Raw genomic sequence first — 15,793 nt, forward strand, 5'->3', positions numbered from 1 at the left:
GCCGCATGGGCGCTGCGGGCCTCATCTCAGGCGTTCCCCAGGTAATCCAGCCAGCGCTCGTAGTGGTCCAGGACGTCATGCGCCACCTGGTCCGAGGACCAGTCCATGACGTCGTAGCCCTGGCCCCCGCCGCGCGGGCGGACCTCGAGGCGCACCGTGAGGTCCGTCGCCTCATGGACGACGACGCCGAAGGCCGCCACCGGCGCCTGCACCATCCGCACCACGTATCGGAAGGAGTCGAGCCCGCTGGAGCGCTCCACCGTTGGCCCCATCACTCTGGCCTCGGCACTGCCCTCGCCACCGGCCTCGGCGACCCACTCGCCCTCGCCGGTCTCGGGCCCCGCCGTGACGAGGAGGGTGGCGCGGCCGAGGAAGTTGCGCTCGTCGTCGGGATCCTGTGCCTCCGGGCCCTCCACATAGACCTCGGCCGCCAGGTTCTCCTTGCGCAGCTCGGTGGCCACGGCCTCCAGGGCCGGGACGATCCGGGAATTGAGGGCCCGGGAGGCCTGCGCGGGCGACACCGTCTCGAAGGTGTGAGCCAGGCGGTCCCGCCACGAGGCGCGCTTGAGGCCAGCGGCCGTGCCCGTCAGGCCCAGCGCGCGGTTGCGGAAGGCGTGCGAGCGGGCGTCGCGGTGGCTCGCCTCCGTGCGCAGCGCCTTCCACAGGCCGTACATGACCAGCAGCAGGACGACGCTGAACGGCAGGGCCATGACGATCGTCGCCTGCTGGAGGATCGGGATGCCGCCAGCGAGCAGCATGGCGATCGTCAGCACTCCCACGAGCACAGCCCAGAAGATCCGCAGCCACGGCTGGGCGTCGCCCTCATCGCCGGTGCGCGTGCGCGTGGACAGGTTCGCCATGACAAGCGCGCCCGAGTCCGCCGAGGTCACATAGAACAGGATCCCGATGAACAGCGAGAGCGCCACCAGGGTTGGCCCGCCGGGAAGCGCCTCGAGGAGCGCGTAGAAACCCTGCTCCGGGGTGGAGGCTGTCAGCTCGGCGAAGGCCCGGTCCCCTCCGCGCACGACGGACAGGGCGTGATTGCCGAAGATCGACACCCACATGATGACGTAGGTCAGTGGCAGCGCCAGCGAGCCGAGCACGAACTGGCGGATCGTGCGGCCGCGCGAGATCCGCGCCAGGAACATCCCCACGAACGCCGCCCACGTGATCCACCACGCCCAGAAGAACAGGGTCCAGCCATTGAGCCACTCGGTGGGGCGGCTCCACGCGTAGGTCTCCAGGGTCAGGCCCGGGAAGGAGGTGACGTAATCGCCGATCGAGCCGACCAGCGCGTCCAGCAGGAACGCCGTGTCACCCGTGACCAGCACCCACAGCGCCAGGGCGATCGCCAGCAGGACGTTGATGTTCGAGAGCATGCGCACCCCGCGGTCCACGCCCGAGACCGCCGACGCCGTCGCCATGAGGACCGACAGCGCCACGAGCCCGATCTGGGCGGCCGTCCCCTGCGGGATGCCGAACAGGATCGTCAGGGCGACGTTCAACTGCACGATCCCCACGCCCAGGGAGGCCGCGATCCCGATCGCCCCGCCGATGAGCGCGGCCGCGTCGACGACGTCGCCGAGGATCCCGTCCGTGTATCGCCCAAGGATCGGGCGCAGCGTGGCGCGCACCGCGAGCGGCTGGCGGCGCCGGTAGGCGAAGTAGGCCAGCGCCATGCCCACCAGGGAGTACAGGCCCCAGCCGGACACCCCGTAGTGGAGGAGGGTCAGGACGATCGCGTTGCGGGCGGCCTCCTCGGTCTCCGGGGCGCCCGTGGGTGGCGTGAGGTACTGGGAGACCGGCTCGGCGACGGCGAAGAACATGATCCCCGTGCCCACGCCCGCTGCGAAGAGCATTGCCGCCCAGGAGAAGGTGGAGAACTCCGGGGTGGAGTTGGTCGGCCCCAGCCGCGTGGTCCCGTAGCGCGACAGCGCCAGGACGACGACGAACACGAGGACGACCGTGATCTCCAGGACGTAGAACGATCCGAACCAGCGCGACGCCCATGCCACGGCGGTGTTGAAGATGCTCTGGATCGTGCGCGGCACGAGGATCGCCGCGAGGGTGAGGGCGGCGATGATGCTGCCCGAGACCGCGAAGACGGTGGTGTTGAGGCGCTTGTCAGCGGACCCATCGGGGGCGGTGGCCTGGGGCGGTTCCTGGGGTGCGAGGGAGGCCCGCTCCGCTTGGATAGTCACCTGTTGTCTCCTTCTTCTTGAGTCTTCAAGGCCTGCAACATTTTCATAACATTCACTCTCCGAAGGCTGGCAGAATCCTGGGAATCATAATTCAGAATGATGACGATCCGAGGTGGCGCTGATGGGGGAGGGTATGGGGGACTGCGGGGGCGGGGCCGCGGGGCTGTGGGAGGCTTGGGGCGTGACTGAGCGATCGGCGTCGGCTCCCCGCGCCGTCCCCACCGGTGGGGACGGCGCGGCTGCCAGGCAGCCAGCGCTCCTGGAGGAGCGCTACGGCGCCGCGATGGACCGCGCCCTCGCCCTGGCGCGGGTCGCCGGGAGGGAGGGGGAGGTGCCCGTGGGCGCCGTCGTCCTCGATCCTGGCGGGAGGGTGCTGGCCGAGGCCGCCAACGCCCGCGAGGCCGAGCGCGACCCGACCGCCCACGCCGAGATCCGGGCCCTGCGAGCCGCTGGCCGGGCTCTGGAGGGCTCGCACCTGGACGGGTGCTCCCTGGTGGTGACCCTGGAGCCCTGCACGATGTGCGCCGGCGCGATCCAGTTGGCGCGGCTCGCGCGCGTGGTGCTCGCCGCCTGGGAGCCGCGCACCGGCGCCTGCGGCTCGATCCGCGATGTGCTGCGCGACCCCCGGGCGAACCACCGGGTGGAGGTCGTCGCCGGACTGCGGGCCGATGCGTCCGCGGCCCTCCTCACCGACTTCTTCGCCCCCCGCCGCTGACGCTGCCCCCCTCCCTCTCCCCGCTCTCCCTGCGCGAGACCGGGCGAACAGCACGGCGAAACCGGGTGGTTCTCCACAGACTGGCGCGTAGCATCGGCAGCCGGGCCCCGGTGGAGAACGGCGGGGCTACGGGCCAGCGGCAGAGGAGAGCGCGATGAGCGGGGAGATGACCCTCCAGGCCTTCCTGGACCATGTCAACGCCGGCAGGCCGGTGGGCGGTGGCGCTCCCGAGGGCGCCTTCCAGAGCGCCTTCGCGATCGAGACGCAGCGCCTCACCGCGGAACTGAACTCCGCTTTCCGCGACCCCGGCGAGGTCCGCGCGATCCTGGCCCGCATCGCCCGCCGTCCCGTGCCGGAATCGCTGCGCCTCTTCCCTCCCTTCACCACTGACTTCGGCGCGAACACCCACTTCGGTGAGGACGTGTTCATCAATTCCGGATGCCGCTTCCAGGACCAGGGCGGCATCTGGATCGGCGATCGCTGCTTCATCGGGCACGACGTCGTCATGGCGACCCTCGATCACGGCCTCGCCGTCGCCGACCGCGCCACCACGTACCCGACCCCCATCCGGCTCGGCGACGACGTGTGGGTCGGCGCCAAAGCGGTCCTCACCAAGGGCGTGACCGTGGGGGACGGATCGGTCATCGCCGCGGGCGCCGTCGTCACACGGGATGTGCCCGCGGGCGTCGTCGTCGGGGGCGTCCCCGCCGCTGTGCTGCGCGAGATCCCCGCCTCCTGAGCCCCTGCGAGATCTGAGTTCCTACCAGATTCGACGGCGTCATCCGCGCTCTGAATCTCGCCGTGCTGTTCGCCCGGTCTCGCCGTGCTGTTCGCCCGGTCTCGGCGGAGGGACGGGAGAGGCCGTGAGGGAGGTCGCAGGGGCGCCAGGTTGGGCGGGAAGGGCGCGGGCGTGTACCCTCAACGCCTGAGGTAGCGTGTCCGAGCGGCCGAAGGTGCAGATCTCGAAAGTCTGTGTGGTTCATAGCCACCCTGGGTTCGAATCCCAGCGCTACCGCCAGTCAGTGAGGGCCCCGATCCACGTGATCGGGGCCCTCACTCGTCCTGTTGCCTCGCCGTGGCCCGCGGGCTCACACGTACTGGCGGGCCTGGTTGACCGCCTCCATGCCATAGCCGCCGCCGAAGAGGAACACGTGGATCATGAGCATGTGCAGGCGGTGCAGCCCCATCCGCTCGCGCCACCCGTCGGCCAGCGGCGAGACCTCGTTGTAGGCCCCGATGATCCGTGTGAGATGCGACTGCCCGAACATCCCCAGCGCCGCCAGGTCCGTCTCCGCGTGCGCGCCCTGCGCCATCGGGTCGATGAGGACGCCGACGTCGCCCGGCAGTCCCGCGCTCGAACCCGCGCCCGAGTCTGCGGTCCCTCCGGCCGGTCCCAGCCCCGCGCCCGACGGCGCCCAGTCGGTCTCCCCGACCGGCACCCACAGCACATTGCCGCACCACAGGTCCCCATGCGTGCGGGACACCGCCCGCGCCTGCCCCCGCGCGGCCGCCCCAGCCTCGACGAGCGCCGGCTGCGGGGAGTCGAAGACGCCGTCGGCCAGCCGCGAGCAGACCCGCTCCAGCACCCGCGCGCCCCTCTCGCTCAGCGCCCCGGAATCCCGGCAATCGCCGATATAGGCGCCAATCCTGTCCCTGGCGTAGAAGGCGCCCCAGGCCCGGCCCGTGTCCGCCGGATCGGTGGAGTCGTGGTCGCGCAGGCGGATGCGCGAGCGCCCCATCTGCCCGACGCCATCCCATCCCGGGGGCGCGGCCCCGAAGAACGGGGCGCCCGCCGCGTGCGTGACCGCCAGCGCCCGGCCGAAGGCCTCCGCAGCCTCAGCCGTCGTGCCCCCGTGGCTGAGGCGCGGCTCCTCGATCCACCCGTCGCCCTGCGTCACCGGGACGACGTGCGCGCCGCCGTCGGGCATCGCCTCGGCGAGCCACCTCAGGCCCTGCGCCTCGACCGCCGTGGAGACCGGACCCTCATCAAGCTTGCGGAACGTGCTCGCGCTCATGCGCCCAGCCTGGCACGCACGGGCGCCGACGCGCAGCAAGCCGCCGTCGGCTGGTCGCGCCCGCAGCCCCTCAGCCCTGAGGGCGGCGCCGGCCCGTCCCCCGGGTCGCCGGGGCGGACCACGGGTCCTCCGGCCAGGCGTGCTTCGGGTAGCGTCCGCGCAGCTCGGCGCGCACCTGCGGATACCCCTGCTCCCAGAAGGAGGCGAGGTCGTCCGTCACCGCCACCGGCCGCCGGGCCGGGGAGAGCAGGTGGATGAGCACCGGCACCCGCCCGCCCGCCACGCGCGGCGTGCCCGCCCAGCCGAAGCACTCCTGCACCCGCACCGCCAGGACGGGGCGGGGCAGCGGCTCGCCGTCGTCGCCCGTGTAGGACAGGCGGACATGCGAACCGGAGGGGACCTCCAGGCGCTCCGGGGCGAGCTCGTCGAGCCGCGCCGCCTCGGGCCACGGCAGGAGCCCCCGCAGCGCGGCCAGCATGTCCAGGCGGCCGACGTCGAAGCGCCGACCGCCCGACGCCAGGGCCGCGGCGGCCGGGCCCAGCCACATCTCGGCGGCGGCCAGCAGCGAGTCGTCGTCCACCGCCGGCCAGGGCTCGCCGATCTCGGCGCGCAGCAGCGCCAGGCGGCCGCGCAGCTCGCGCGCCCCATCACTCCACGGCAGGATCCCCAGGCCCTCCTCCCGCACAGCGTCGACGACGGCGCTCGCGGCCTCGCCCGGCCCCGGCGGTGGGCCGGGGGTGGTGGCCAGGACGATCGCGCCGAGGCGGCGGGCGCGCTCGGAGCGCAGACGGCCCTGGGCCCACACCGTCCGGTCCTCCTCGGTGAGCCAGTCGGCGGCCACGGCGAGCGCCAAGCCCTCATCTATAGGCGCAGCCGCGCGGATGAGGGCGTCACTGCGGCCCGGGGAGCGGCCGACGTCGGCGACGGCCAGCCATGGGGAGGAGGCCAGCGGCGAGTCCGCCGGGAGACGCAGGCCCGTGCCGCCCACGCTCGCGTAGGCGACCCCCGCCCGCGCTCGCCCAGGGGCGGGACCGGCGGAACGAGTGGCGCCACCCCGGCCAGCAGAGCCGCCCGTGCCACCCGGACCAGCCGAGCCCGCCGAGTCGCGGCGGCCCGCGATCCACTCGGGGCGGGCCAGGGCCGCCACCAGCGCCACCAACTCCTCAGGGCCGCGCGGCCCTCCAAGGCCCCGTGCGCCGTCGGAACCCAGGCCAGCAACGGAGCCGAGCCCTCTTAGGGCCTCCCGGACACCTGCCGCGCCCGCCGCCCCTTCCGTGCTCCCGGCGCTCCCCGTGCCGACGAGCGCCTCGGTGACCGCCCGCTCCAGGCGCTCGGCCTCCTGGCGCCACTGGGCGGCGTCCCTCGCGCCGGCCCGGCGCTCGCGGACGGCCCTGGCCAGCGCCGACAGGTCCGCCCCCGGTACCCGTAGATCAGCGGTCAGGAGCGCTGCGGCGCGAGCGGCGGCCCGCGCCCCGATCATGCCCGCGGCCACGAGGAGGGCGCGCGCCTCCCTCACCGGGGCGGGAACCGCCGCCACCGCACGGCCGAGCGGCGTGATCCGCCCCGAGCCGCCATCCTCGGCGAGCCCGAGCGCGCTCAGAGTCTCAGTCGCCGCCCGCATTGCCGCGTCTGGCGGTGGGTCGATCCATGCCGGCGAGATAAGCCCGACCCCGCCGGGCGCGCCCCAGGCCGCAAGTTCCAGGGCGAGCCGAGTGAGATCGGCGGACAGGATCTCCGGGGTGGGGGAGGCCGCCGCGCGCGCCCAGTCCGACGGCGTGCAGCACCGGTGCACGACGCCCGGCCCTTCGCGCCCGGCGCGCCCCGCCCGCTGGACACCCGCCGAGCGGGACTCGCCCACCGTCACCAGCGAGCTCATCGAGCGGGCGACGTCGAGCCGCGGCTCGCGGGCGAGGGTCGAGTCGACGACGATCCGCACTCCCGGCACGGTCAGCGAGGATTCGGCGACATTCGTCGAGACGACCACCCGCCGCCGCCCCGGCGCGCTCGGCGCCAGCGCCGCATCTTGGGCAGCCGCGGGAAGCCGCCCGTGCAGGGGCAGCACGTCGACGTCTCCCACACCGTCCCCTGCCCCCGGCAGGCTCTGGCGCAGTCGGGCGACGACGTCGTCGACCTCGCGGGCGCCGGGCAGGAAGACGAGCGCGTCGCCGTCGTGCTCCGCCAGGGCCCGCGCCGTGGTGGCGGCGACATGCGCGAGGAACTCCTTCGGCACCCCGCGCGGGCCGAGGCGCGCGGTGCTGGCCGGTGGTGGCGCCCACTGCTCCGTGATCGGGTGCATCGCGCCGGGGACACCGAGCAGCGGGGCGAGGGCCCGGGACCCGTCCGCGCCGCCGTCGCCCCCACTGCCGCTGCCGCCGCCCCCGGTGGCCCCGCCGAGCAGCTCGCGCAGGCGCCCGGCCTCAAGAGTCGCCGACATCGCGATGAGGACGAGGTCCTCGCGCAGCCCCGCGCGCGTGTCGAGCAGGAGCGCGAGGAGGAGATCGGCGTCGAGCGCCCGCTCGTGGACCTCGTCGAGGACGACGGCGCCCACCCCCGGCAAGTCCGGCTCGGCCTGGAGGCGGCGCAGGAGGAGGCCCGCCGTGACAACCTCGATGCGGGTGCCCGGCCCGGAGCGGCGCTCGCCCCGCACCGCGTAGCCGACGGTCCTCCCGACCTCCTCGCCTAGCAGGCTCGCCAGGCGCCGCGCGGCCGCCCTGGCGGCCACCCGGCGCGGCTGGGTGACGATGACCCGCCCGGCACCCCCCACGCCTCCCGCGCCGCTGAGCGTCCGCGCCACGATCGGCGGCACGAGCGTGGTCTTGCCCGTCCCCGGAGGCGCGGTGACGACGGCGGCCGGCGCCCCGCCGTCGGGAGCTGGGGAGTCCAGCAGGGAGCGCAGGCGCGGCAGTCCGGCGACGACGGGGAGGTCGGGCGGCGAGGCCAGGAGCGCCTCGAGGGCGCCCTCGCCGGGCGCGCCCGGACTGGTGCTTTTGGCTGGCGTCATGCGGGCATTGTCCCCCAGGGGCCGAGCGCGACGGCGAGGGCGGCATCCGCCGTCGCCCTGCGCGCGCTTGACGCGGCGGCGTCCGGCACTCACACTAAACGTGTCAAGGAAGCATGACATCATTCGAGCAGGGCGCGGTGCGGGGGTGGGAACCGGATGGACAACGACGTCCGCGAGTTGCGGGAGGCCAGGGGGCTCACCCAGGCGCAGCTTGGCCAGGCGCTCGGAGTGTCCCGCCAATCGGTCAACTCGATCGAGAAGGGAAAGTACGACCCCTCCCTGCCTCTGGCCATCGCCATCGCCCGCTACTTCGGGCTGACCGTCGAGGAGATCTTCCATGCCTGAGCCCACGCTCGCTCCCACCTCCGCCGCCGAGCCGCCGGCCGCCCCCGAGCCCAGCCCCGAGGAGCGCCGTCGCGCCCGCAAGCGCCGTTTCCAGCGGATCTGGTTCAGCGTCTACTGCGTGCTCGGCCTGTCCTGCTTCGTCATCTTCCTGCTCCTGCCGGACACGACGAGCGAGCACCTGCAGGGCGTCACTCTCGGCGGGGGCATCGGCGCGCTCATCACCATGGCCGTCTGCGCGTTCCTGCTGCACCGCGGGCGCCGGGGCTATGACTCCGCCTTCGCCCGCCAGTTCGACGGCATCGACGATGAGCGCGACCAGGAGATCGCGCGCCGCGCTTGGAAAGTGGTCGGCATCGTCGGCTACGCCGGAGCCTGCGCGCTGGGCTTCCTGGCGGCGCTCGACGCCGTGCCCCTGCGCCGCTTCGCGATCGGGCTCATGTTCCTCGAGGCCATCACCCTCCTGGGGGCGACCATCTACTACCGCCGCCAGCTCTGAGCCGTCGGCGGGCCAGCCTGTGAGAGGCGGCGATGGGCCTCATAGGGCCCTGGTAGCAGGAACAGGTAGGCTGCCCCCGGAGCATTCGGAGACAACTGGAGGGAGATCCCGTGGCAACGTCCCCCGCCGCAGCCGGAACCTGGGATGAGGACCCCGCTGGTGCCTCCATCGTTCTCGCCACGGGCCGCGCCCGCCACGACCTGCTTGTCATCGCCGAGCCCACCCTCCTCACCGACCTCGACGACGCCTGGGGGCGCCCCGCCTCCCGCGTCCGCCTCTCCTTCCTCCCCGGCGTCTCCGCGCCTGGCTCCTCGGGCCAGGAGGACTCCCTCATGTCCTACGACCGCGGTGGGCTCGGCGTCCTCGTCGCCCGCGGCCGCACCTGTCTGTTCGAGGGCCGCGCCGCCCGTCGCACCACCGCCTTCGCGCGCATCGCCGCGGGCGCGGGGGTCCGCGCCGCGCTCCTCGTGGGCCGTGCCTCGTCACTGGGATCCCCGGAGCTCGGCGACCTCCTGGCCATGGGGGACCACCTCAACCTCTCCGGCACCCCGCTCTTCCCCGCCACCGGTCCCGTCGAGGCCACATGGGACGAGCCCCTCACCGAGGTCGTCGCCGAGGTCGACGGCGTGAGCGGCAGTGCCGTCGCCGCTCTCGTCCCCGGGCCGGTGCGGCCCGGCCGCGCCGAGGCCGCGGTGCTCGGCGGGCTCGGCGCCGACGTCGTCGTCATGGACACGGTCGCCGAGGCCATGGCCCTGGCCGTGCGGGGCGTCAAGGTGGCGGGCCTGCTCTATGTCGACTCGATCGCCGGCGCGCCCCCGCGCCCGGGCTCGGGCCGCCGCAGCGCGGCCAGGGTGGCCGGCCGCCGCGCCGCCGTCACCCCGCCGGTGGGGATGCCCGTGGCGCACAGGCCCGCGCCCGTCGTCATCTGCGATGTCATCGAGGCGGCCCTGGCCACGCTCGCCTGACGCCGCGCGGTTGAGTGGGGACCGGGGTGGATGCTCCGGCCTCGGCACACCCGTCCGTCAGTCCCGGGCGAAGTGCTCGAAGAACCGGGCGATGATCCGGCCCGCCACATGCTCTCCGCCGCGCACGCCGCGCAGGAGCTCCTCGACCTGGCCGGGGTGCCCGTAGCCGGCGTCGGTGTAGACACTCATGCGCTGGGCGAAGCGGTCGGCGTCGAGCTCGGGGTTGAACTGGGTGCCGTAGACGGACGCGCCCACGCGGAGCATCTGCACGGGGCAGTCGGGGGAGGAGGCGAGAAGCGTGGCGTGCTCGGGCACATCCACTGCGCCCTCGTGGTGCCCGACGAGCACGGTGAACGAGGGCGGCATGCCGTCCAGGAGCGGGTCGTGGCGCCCCTCCTCGGTGAGGAACACCTCCGCCGTGCCCAGGGTCTCGCCGAACTCGGCCGACGTCGTCGTGCCGAGGTAGGCGGCCAGCACCTCCAGGCCGAAGCCGGTGGCCAGGGCAGGGACCCCCTTGGCCAGGGCGACGGCCAGCAGTTCGCTCACCTGCTCCTCGATGCGCAGCTGGGAGCGGGTCTTGGAGGCCTCGGGCGTGGAGACGTTGTAGGGGCTGCCGCCGATGACGACGCCGGAGACGTCCTCGGCGTTGAAGGAGCCGAGGAAGTCGACCTCCTCGAGCAGCACATGGGTGAGGTCCGCGCGGTCGAGCCGGCCCAGGGACAGGAAGGACTCGTACTCGTCCTCGGCGACGGTGATCTCGGGACGCGTCGACACCATGATGAAGGGCTTCATGCGATCCACCCTAGGACAGGCCTCGCTACGGGCAGATGTCATGGTTGTCCCCCGGACAGCGAGGGCATGCGGTGGGCGTTCAGAGCCCCGACCCGCGCGGAGCGGGTGCTGCCGCCCGGCACTGCTCGCCCACTGCTCACCCCGTCGCGGCGACGAGCGCGCTGATGCCCCAGAGCCACAGGACGGACGTCGTGGCGCCCACGACGATGGCCAGGCGCGCCATCATCCGGCCCGTGCCGTAGGAGTGCCGAAGTCGCCGGAGGGCCCAGACGCCCAGGCCGACGGCGGCCAGCCCCACCAGGGGGATGAAGGAGATGATCGCGCACAGGAGCGCCGCCATGGCCATGCCATCGGTGCGCACGGGGGGAGCCTGGTAGCCGGGGCCGGAGAAGATCTGCGCCGGATCGAGTGATTCGGTTCCCGGGAACGGGGCGCGCGGCGAGGTCATGGCAGCATCCTCGCCCGAGCGGGTCATCGCCCGCATCCTCTCGGCGGAGGAGGACGCGCCCGACGGCCCAGTCAGCCCCGGCGCCGTCGGCGTCGTGCGACCGATGCCACCATCGGCGGCCCCCGGGCGTGGTCAGGAGCATGCCCCCGATGCGCCTATGCTGGAGGCCTGGCAGGGTCCTGCCAGGTCCTGTCGCGCGCGAGCGCCCCCGATCCCACGGGAGGCGACGCCGCTGAGTCCTTCCTCGATCCGCGACAGGAGAAGCGCACGTGCCCTCATCGCCCCTATCGTCCTCGTCCCCGCTCTTCCGGGGCTGGTCCCTCCACGGTGACGGACGATCCATCACCCCCGGCGCCGTTGTCACCGCGTCGGAGCGCCTCTCATGGCCGCGCACCATCGGCATCGGCATGCAGCACATCGTCGCCATGTTCGGCGCGACCTTCCTCGTGCCCCTCCTGACCGGCTTCGACCCGGCGACGACGCTGTTCTTCACCGGCTTCGGCACCCTGCTCTTCCTCGTGGTGACCGCTGGGCGCCTGCCCTCCTACCTGGGCTCCTCATTCGCCCTCATCGCCCCCATCACCGCTGTCACCGGCTTCGACGCCAAGAGCGGGACCCCTCTCGACCAGGCCAAGGCCTCCCTCGCCCAGGGCGGCGTCATCATGGCCGGCGCCTCCCTCCTCATCATCGGCGTCATCGTCCACTTCGCGGGCGTGCGCTGGATCGACCGCCTCATGCCGCCGATCGTCACCGGCGCCATCGTCTCCCTCATCGGCTTCAACCTGGCCCCCGCGGCCTGGAACAACGTCAAGACCGCGCCCGTGACCGCCGTCGTCACCATCGTGGCGATCCTGCTCATCACGGTCCTGTTCAAGGGCATCATGGGGCGCCTGGCGATCCTGCTGGGCGTGCTCGTGGGATACGTCACCGCGATGATCCGCGGCGAGGTGGACTACTCGGCGATCGACGCCGCCGGCTGGGTAGGCGCCCCGCAGTTCCGCGCCCCCTCCTTCGACCTCAGCCTCATGGGCCTGTTCGTGCCGGTGGTGCTCGTCCTCATCGCCGAGAACATTGGCCACGTGAAATCCGTCTCCGCGATGACCGGGGAGAACCTGGACGACCTCACCGGCCGCGCTCTCATCTCCGACGGGCTGTCGACGATCCTGGCCGGCTCCGGCGGTGGATCGGGAACCACCACCTACGCCGAGAACATCGGCGTCATGGCGGCCACCCGGGTCTACTCCACGGCCGCTTACGTCGTCGCCGCCATCGGCGCGCTGGGCCTGTCGATGCTGCCGAAGTTCGGCGCCCTCATCAACACGATCCCCGCGGGCGTCCTCGGCGGCGCCGCCACGATCCTCTACGGCATGATCGGCATGCTGGGCGTGCGCATCTGGGTGCAGAACCGCGTGGACTTCTCCGACCCGGTCAACCTCAACACCGCCGCCGTCGCGATGGTCGTGGCGATCGCCGACTACACCTGGGTCATCGGCGACATGACCTTCTCCGGCATCGCCCTGGGCTCCGGCGCGGCGATCATCGTCTACCACTCCATGCGCGCCATCTCGAAGGCGCGGGGCACGAACCTCGAGGAGGTCTCGCCCGCCTCCGCGCCCGCCGGCACCGAGCTGGAGGGCCCCGCCTACGCCAAGCGCAGCGTCAAGAAGTAGGCCCCGGCTCGCGGCATTGCCGCCAGGGCCAGCCCGGCCAGGCGGTGCCCGGCCAGGCGGTGCCCGGCCGCGTCCCAGCCCGCCGCGGCCCTGCCAACAACGATCTCGCGCCGTCGCCAGCAGTAATCCTGCGGGCGGTGGCGCGAGAGCGTTGATCGGGGCCGGGCGCGTGCTGCGCGGCTCAGTGGGCGGTGGCCACCGGTTCCTCGGGGGCGACGGAGGCGCAGGACGACGGCGCCTCGATCGCCTCCCCGGCCGCGAGCTCGCCGATGGCGTCGGGGGACATGAGACCGGAGTCGTAATCGGTGCCGACGATCACGGAGACCGACGTGTCAGTGGGGTCCCGGTTGGTGTCGAGCAGGACGATGACGATGCCGTTGAAGGCGCGCGCCAGGGAGTAGGCGTTGGTGAGCCCGGCCTGGGACGCGGAGATGGCGACGTCGCCGTTGTAGGTGCCGTCGGGCCAGTCGGAGCGCTCGAGGATCGTCATGCCCGCCTGCTCCAGGGAGTCGCCGACGACGCCGGCCAGCCCCGCGTTCTGCGTGCCGTTGTAGACCCTGACCTGGATGGTGGTGAGGTCGACGCTGGTGGCGCCGCTCGGCGGGCAGGGCTGGGCGACGGCGGTCGCGGAGGCCTTGGGGTCCGCAGAGAAGTCCGGGCTGTAGGCGGGCAGGACCCCTGAGTACACGCCGATGGAGGTGATGAGGACGACGGCGAGGGCGACCAGCACGCTGCCGATGATGACCTTCTGCCGGTGCTGGAGGCGCCGGCGGTACTCAGATCGGGGGTCCGAAGTGCTCATGCTCCCCAGACTAATCGACTGGCGCGGGTGGTGTGGGCCTGGCAGACGACGGCGGCCCCGTCCATGCGGGACGTCGCGCGGCTTCGGTCAGGACGGCGGGAGCGGCGCCAGGAGGGGGCGGCCCGAATCGTCGAGCTCGAGGACCCTGCCATGGATGATGGTGCGCCCGTGGAGGGCCGCGCGCAGAGCCCGGTGCAGGCCCGTCTCCAGGTAGAGGCTGCCGCGCCAGGAGACGATGTGCGCGAAGAGGTCACCGTAGAAGGTCGAGTCCTCATCGAGAAGGTCGCGCAGGTCAAGGGTGGCGCGCGTGGTGATGAGCTGGTCGAGCCGCACCTGGCGGGGGGCGATCGTCGCCCAGACGCGCTGCTCCTTCGCCCCATGATCGGGGTAGGGGGCGGACTCTCCCACGGCCTTGAAGATCACAGCCCCATGCTAGCCGGTGATCCGACGCGGCGGGCGGCGGGGGCCGCGCGCTGGGCCGGTCGGGGCGGCGCTGAGACGTCGAGGGCCCCGACGGGGACTCCCCCACCCTCCCACGCCCCTGACACCTCATAGTCCCTCTCTATATCCGAGACCGGGCGAACAGCACGGCGAGATTCTGATCCCCTGGCTGTGCGCGCCCCTTCGTCGAGACCGGTCGAAAACAGGAGGCGGGTTCCGGGCGGGCGAGCGAGGCGTGATGAGGGGCATCTGAGAGGGCGTTTGTGTCTCAGATGTCCTGGAGCCGTCTGGGCGCGGGCTGGGGCGGTGGTGCTGTCCGGCGTGCCCGGCGCCGCCGCCTGGATCCTCCAGCGCCGGCGACATTCTGCACCGCCGGTTGCGTCTAGCACTGTGGGTTGCGTCTAGCACCTTCGGGTGCGGTGAGAACGCAACCGAAGGTGCCAGAGGCAACCACCGGTGCTGGAGGCACCCGACCTGCGGCCACAACCCGGCGAAGCCACACCCGGCGCGGCTCACAGGACGCTTTCTGTTGGTTCTGGTTCTACGGGCCGGGGCTCTCACCGCTCGATTGCCGAGGCCTGTGCTTGTGGACGTGCCTCAGGGTTGTGGACGTTCCCCCGGGACACGTCGGCAACCCCCGGGCGCGTCCGCAAACGAGGCGAGTCCCGCGCGCCGACATGACGCGGGCCCGCGGCCCCGAGTGGCGATTCTCGGGGCCGCGGGCCCTTCGTTCGTGAGGCTGCTCAACTTCCCTGGTTCCCATGACAGGGGAGGAGTCAGCCTCCTTCGTCGAAACGACCGACGCGGGCTCCCTAGGACCCTTGCCAGTCTCGATGCGCTCGGGTCACCGGGTTCCCCAACCCTCGCGTCGCGCATCGTTCGACGGTGGCCACATTCAAGCTGCGCCACCTGAAAGAAACCTGAAGGATCGCCTGGGAGCTGGCTGAAAACGGCCGCGCTGCCGGGCTGGCGCCTCAGAGCAGGTGCTTGATGATGGCGGCGAAGCGCTGGTGGCGATCGTCGGTGGTCAGTGGCGTGAACCCGTGGTGCTCGTAGAACGATGCGGCGCTGGCGTCGATCGTGTCGACGACGAGCAGCCTGGCTGCCACCATCCGGCTCGCCTGATCGGCTGATCGGACAGCATGCGAGAGGAGGGCCCCTCCCATGCCCTGCCCCTGGAGGGAGTGATCGAGCGCCAGGCGCGCGAGGAGGAAGGCGGGCAAGATGGCCGGTTGGCCGCGCCCCAGGCGGCGGGGAAGGTCTGCGGATATCACCGAGGTCGAGGCGAGGGAGTAGTAGCCGATGACGGCGCCCGCAGCCTCGTCCGGGGAGTTCAGGAGGACCTGCGTCGCTGCGGTCCGCCTGCGCTGGCTCGCCCAGGCGTGCTTCCGGAGCCACAGGTCGAGGGTATCGTGTCCGCAGGAGAAGGACTCGACGGCGTCGTCCTCTCGCAAGGGGCGTATGCGCCAGTGGGGGTGGGCGGTCATAGCCCCAGCTCCGCGGCGCGGGCGTGCGCACGGGTCATTGCCGGGTTCGGCGGGGGAGTCGAGTCGATCGCGACGAGGAGCGCGTCGAAAGCCTCGGGGGAAACCTGGATCGAGCGCGTGAGATCCAGGCGCGCCGCCTCCTTGGCGGCTGTCCGCACATACTCGGTCACTGTGCGGCCGGTGAGCGCCGCAGCCTCCTCGATATCCGCCTTCTCCTGGGCGGGCAGTCGGAGTTCCAGTCTCGCTGGCGCTGTCGCGGTGGGGGTCATGGGTGCCATCTTACCTGTGTACGGCAGTTTGCCGGACATGTGAGATGGGTGGCGGGTGTCACTGGGGAGCCGTGGGAATACCCACCCGCGCCCCAGGGTTGAGTCAGTCAGGCTCAAGGTGAGCGGCCAAGAAGTTGACAGTCATC

The 15,793-nt window shown here is 72.6% G+C and carries 15 protein-coding genes and 1 tRNA gene; 7 read left to right on the forward strand and 9 right to left on the reverse strand.

All coding sequences use genetic code 11. The annotated features are described in order from the left end of the window. Nucleotides 1–26: 26 nt before the first annotated feature. A complete protein-coding gene (betT, locus tag A1QA_RS0105825; protein ID WP_017177983.1) occupies nucleotides 27–2,201 on the reverse strand; it encodes a choline BCCT transporter BetT in 2,175 nt (724 codons plus the stop codon). Between the two features lie 133 nt (nucleotides 2,202–2,334). On the opposite strand from betT, the gene A1QA_RS0105830 reads away from it, so the two are divergent. The 3 genes from A1QA_RS0105830 to A1QA_RS15790 all read left to right on the forward strand — a co-directional run bounded on the left by A1QA_RS0105830 (nucleotide 2,335) and on the right by A1QA_RS15790 (nucleotide 3,934). Beyond that, complete coding sequence (locus A1QA_RS0105830; RefSeq protein WP_082181133.1) at nucleotides 2,335–2,916, forward strand: nucleoside deaminase; 582 nt, start codon at nucleotides 2,335–2,337, stop codon at nucleotides 2,914–2,916. 154 nt (nucleotides 2,917–3,070) lie between these two features. Further along, nucleotides 3,071–3,655: a DapH/DapD/GlmU-related protein gene (locus tag A1QA_RS0105835; protein WP_017177985.1), complete on the forward strand. Its 585-nt coding sequence runs from the start codon at nucleotides 3,071–3,073 to the stop codon at nucleotides 3,653–3,655. Between the two features lie 190 nt (nucleotides 3,656–3,845). After that, nucleotides 3,846–3,934 (forward strand) — tRNA-Ser (locus A1QA_RS15790). Between the two features lie 70 nt (nucleotides 3,935–4,004). On the opposite strand, the gene A1QA_RS0105840 is transcribed toward A1QA_RS15790, so the two are convergent. Further along, nucleotides 4,005–4,931 carry a fructosamine kinase family protein gene (locus A1QA_RS0105840; RefSeq protein WP_017177986.1) on the reverse strand — a complete coding sequence of 309 codons (927 nt, stop codon included), beginning with the start codon at nucleotides 4,929–4,931 and terminating at the stop codon, nucleotides 4,005–4,007. 70 nt (nucleotides 4,932–5,001) lie between these two features. Next, the gene (locus A1QA_RS0105845; protein ID WP_017177987.1) at nucleotides 5,002–7,932 is read right to left on the reverse strand and encodes an ATP-dependent RNA helicase; all 2,931 of its coding nucleotides are present in this window, start codon (nucleotides 7,930–7,932) and stop codon (nucleotides 5,002–5,004) included. 156 nt (nucleotides 7,933–8,088) lie between these two features. On the opposite strand from A1QA_RS0105845, the gene A1QA_RS0105850 reads away from it, so the two are divergent. The 3 genes from A1QA_RS0105850 (at nucleotide 8,089) to A1QA_RS0105860 (ending at nucleotide 9,738) form a co-directional block, all read left to right on the forward strand. Continuing rightward, entirely contained in the window at nucleotides 8,089–8,277 is a 189-nt protein-coding gene (locus A1QA_RS0105850; RefSeq protein ID WP_017177988.1) for a helix-turn-helix transcriptional regulator, read from the forward strand. Then, the gene (locus A1QA_RS14960; RefSeq protein WP_017177989.1) at nucleotides 8,270–8,773 is read left to right on the forward strand and encodes a hypothetical protein; all 504 of its coding nucleotides are present in this window, start codon (nucleotides 8,270–8,272) and stop codon (nucleotides 8,771–8,773) included. Before A1QA_RS0105850 ends, A1QA_RS14960 begins: the two co-directional genes overlap by 8 nt. 110 nt (nucleotides 8,774–8,883) lie before the next feature. Continuing rightward, nucleotides 8,884–9,738, forward strand: a complete 855-nt coding sequence (locus tag A1QA_RS0105860; protein WP_017177990.1) for a phosphorylase family protein — start codon at nucleotides 8,884–8,886, stop codon at nucleotides 9,736–9,738. A 57-nt stretch (nucleotides 9,739–9,795) separates the two neighbouring features. Here A1QA_RS0105860 and A1QA_RS0105865 read toward each other — a convergent pair whose 3' ends face one another. Continuing rightward, nucleotides 9,796–10,530 carry a glutamine amidotransferase-related protein gene (locus A1QA_RS0105865; RefSeq protein WP_017177991.1) on the reverse strand — a complete coding sequence of 245 codons (735 nt, stop codon included), beginning with the start codon at nucleotides 10,528–10,530 and terminating at the stop codon, nucleotides 9,796–9,798. Nucleotides 10,531–10,666: 136 nt separating this feature from the next. Beyond that, a complete protein-coding gene (locus A1QA_RS0105870) occupies nucleotides 10,667–10,978 on the reverse strand; it encodes a DUF4190 domain-containing protein (protein WP_043508331.1) in 312 nt (103 codons plus the stop codon). A 269-nt stretch (nucleotides 10,979–11,247) separates the two neighbouring features. Here A1QA_RS0105870 and A1QA_RS0105875 point away from each other — a divergent pair, with 269 nt between their 5' ends. Further along, the gene (locus tag A1QA_RS0105875) at nucleotides 11,248–12,648 is read left to right on the forward strand and encodes a uracil-xanthine permease family protein (RefSeq protein WP_017177993.1); all 1,401 of its coding nucleotides are present in this window, start codon (nucleotides 11,248–11,250) and stop codon (nucleotides 12,646–12,648) included. A gap of 181 nt (nucleotides 12,649–12,829) precedes the next feature. On the opposite strand, the gene A1QA_RS0105880 is transcribed toward A1QA_RS0105875, so the two are convergent. The 4 genes from A1QA_RS0105880 to A1QA_RS0105895 form a co-directional block, all read right to left on the reverse strand. Next, nucleotides 12,830–13,450 carry a LytR C-terminal domain-containing protein gene (locus A1QA_RS0105880; RefSeq protein WP_017177994.1) on the reverse strand — a complete coding sequence of 207 codons (621 nt, stop codon included), beginning with the start codon at nucleotides 13,448–13,450 and terminating at the stop codon, nucleotides 12,830–12,832. An 87-nt stretch (nucleotides 13,451–13,537) separates the two neighbouring features. Then, nucleotides 13,538–13,873, reverse strand: coding sequence for a transcription regulator of the Arc/MetJ class (locus A1QA_RS0105885; protein ID WP_017177995.1), 336 nt, complete (start codon nucleotides 13,871–13,873; stop codon nucleotides 13,538–13,540). A 992-nt stretch (nucleotides 13,874–14,865) separates the two neighbouring features. Next, on the reverse strand, nucleotides 14,866–15,378 hold the full coding sequence (locus A1QA_RS0105890) for a GNAT family N-acetyltransferase (protein WP_017177996.1): 513 nt from the start codon (nucleotides 15,376–15,378) through the stop codon (nucleotides 14,866–14,868). Next, a complete protein-coding gene (locus A1QA_RS0105895; protein WP_017177997.1) occupies nucleotides 15,375–15,647 on the reverse strand; it encodes a type II toxin-antitoxin system TacA family antitoxin in 273 nt (90 codons plus the stop codon). The genes A1QA_RS0105890 and A1QA_RS0105895 overlap by 4 nt, the downstream gene beginning before the upstream one ends. Nucleotides 15,648–15,793: the final 146 nt, after the last annotated feature.

It is taken from the genome of Actinomyces timonensis DSM 23838 (genome assembly GCF_000295095.1).
Classification (GTDB): Bacteria; Actinomycetota; Actinomycetes; order Actinomycetales; family Actinomycetaceae; genus Actinomyces; species Actinomyces timonensis.

Bases quoted from the DNA above. Each gene is read 5' to 3' on its own strand.
- A1QA_RS0105870 (WP_043508331.1), bottom strand. From the start codon at position 10,978: ATGACCTCGCCGCGCGCCCCGTTCCCGGGAACCGAATCACTCGATCCG.
- A1QA_RS0105865 (WP_017177991.1), bottom strand. From the start codon at position 10,530: ATGAAGCCCTTCATCATGGTGTCGACGCGTCCCGAGATCACCGTCGCC.
- A1QA_RS0105890 (WP_017177996.1), bottom strand. From the start codon at position 15,378: ATGACCGCCCACCCCCACTGGCGCATACGCCCCTTGCGAGAGGACGAC.
- A1QA_RS0105840 (WP_017177986.1), bottom strand. From the start codon at position 4,931: ATGAGCGCGAGCACGTTCCGCAAGCTTGATGAGGGTCCGGTCTCCACG.
- A1QA_RS0105835 (WP_017177985.1), top strand. From the start codon at position 3,071: ATGAGCGGGGAGATGACCCTCCAGGCCTTCCTGGACCATGTCAACGCC.
- A1QA_RS0105850 (WP_017177988.1), top strand. From the start codon at position 8,089: ATGGACAACGACGTCCGCGAGTTGCGGGAGGCCAGGGGGCTCACCCAG.
- A1QA_RS0105830 (WP_082181133.1), top strand. From the start codon at position 2,335: ATGGGGGACTGCGGGGGCGGGGCCGCGGGGCTGTGGGAGGCTTGGGGC.
- A1QA_RS0105845 (WP_017177987.1), bottom strand. From the start codon at position 7,932: ATGACGCCAGCCAAAAGCACCAGTCCGGGCGCGCCCGGCGAGGGCGCC.
- A1QA_RS0105880 (WP_017177994.1), bottom strand. From the start codon at position 13,450: ATGAGCACTTCGGACCCCCGATCTGAGTACCGCCGGCGCCTCCAGCAC.
- A1QA_RS0105895 (WP_017177997.1), bottom strand. From the start codon at position 15,647: ATGACCCCCACCGCGACAGCGCCAGCGAGACTGGAACTCCGACTGCCC.
- A1QA_RS14960 (WP_017177989.1), top strand. From the start codon at position 8,270: ATGCCTGAGCCCACGCTCGCTCCCACCTCCGCCGCCGAGCCGCCGGCC.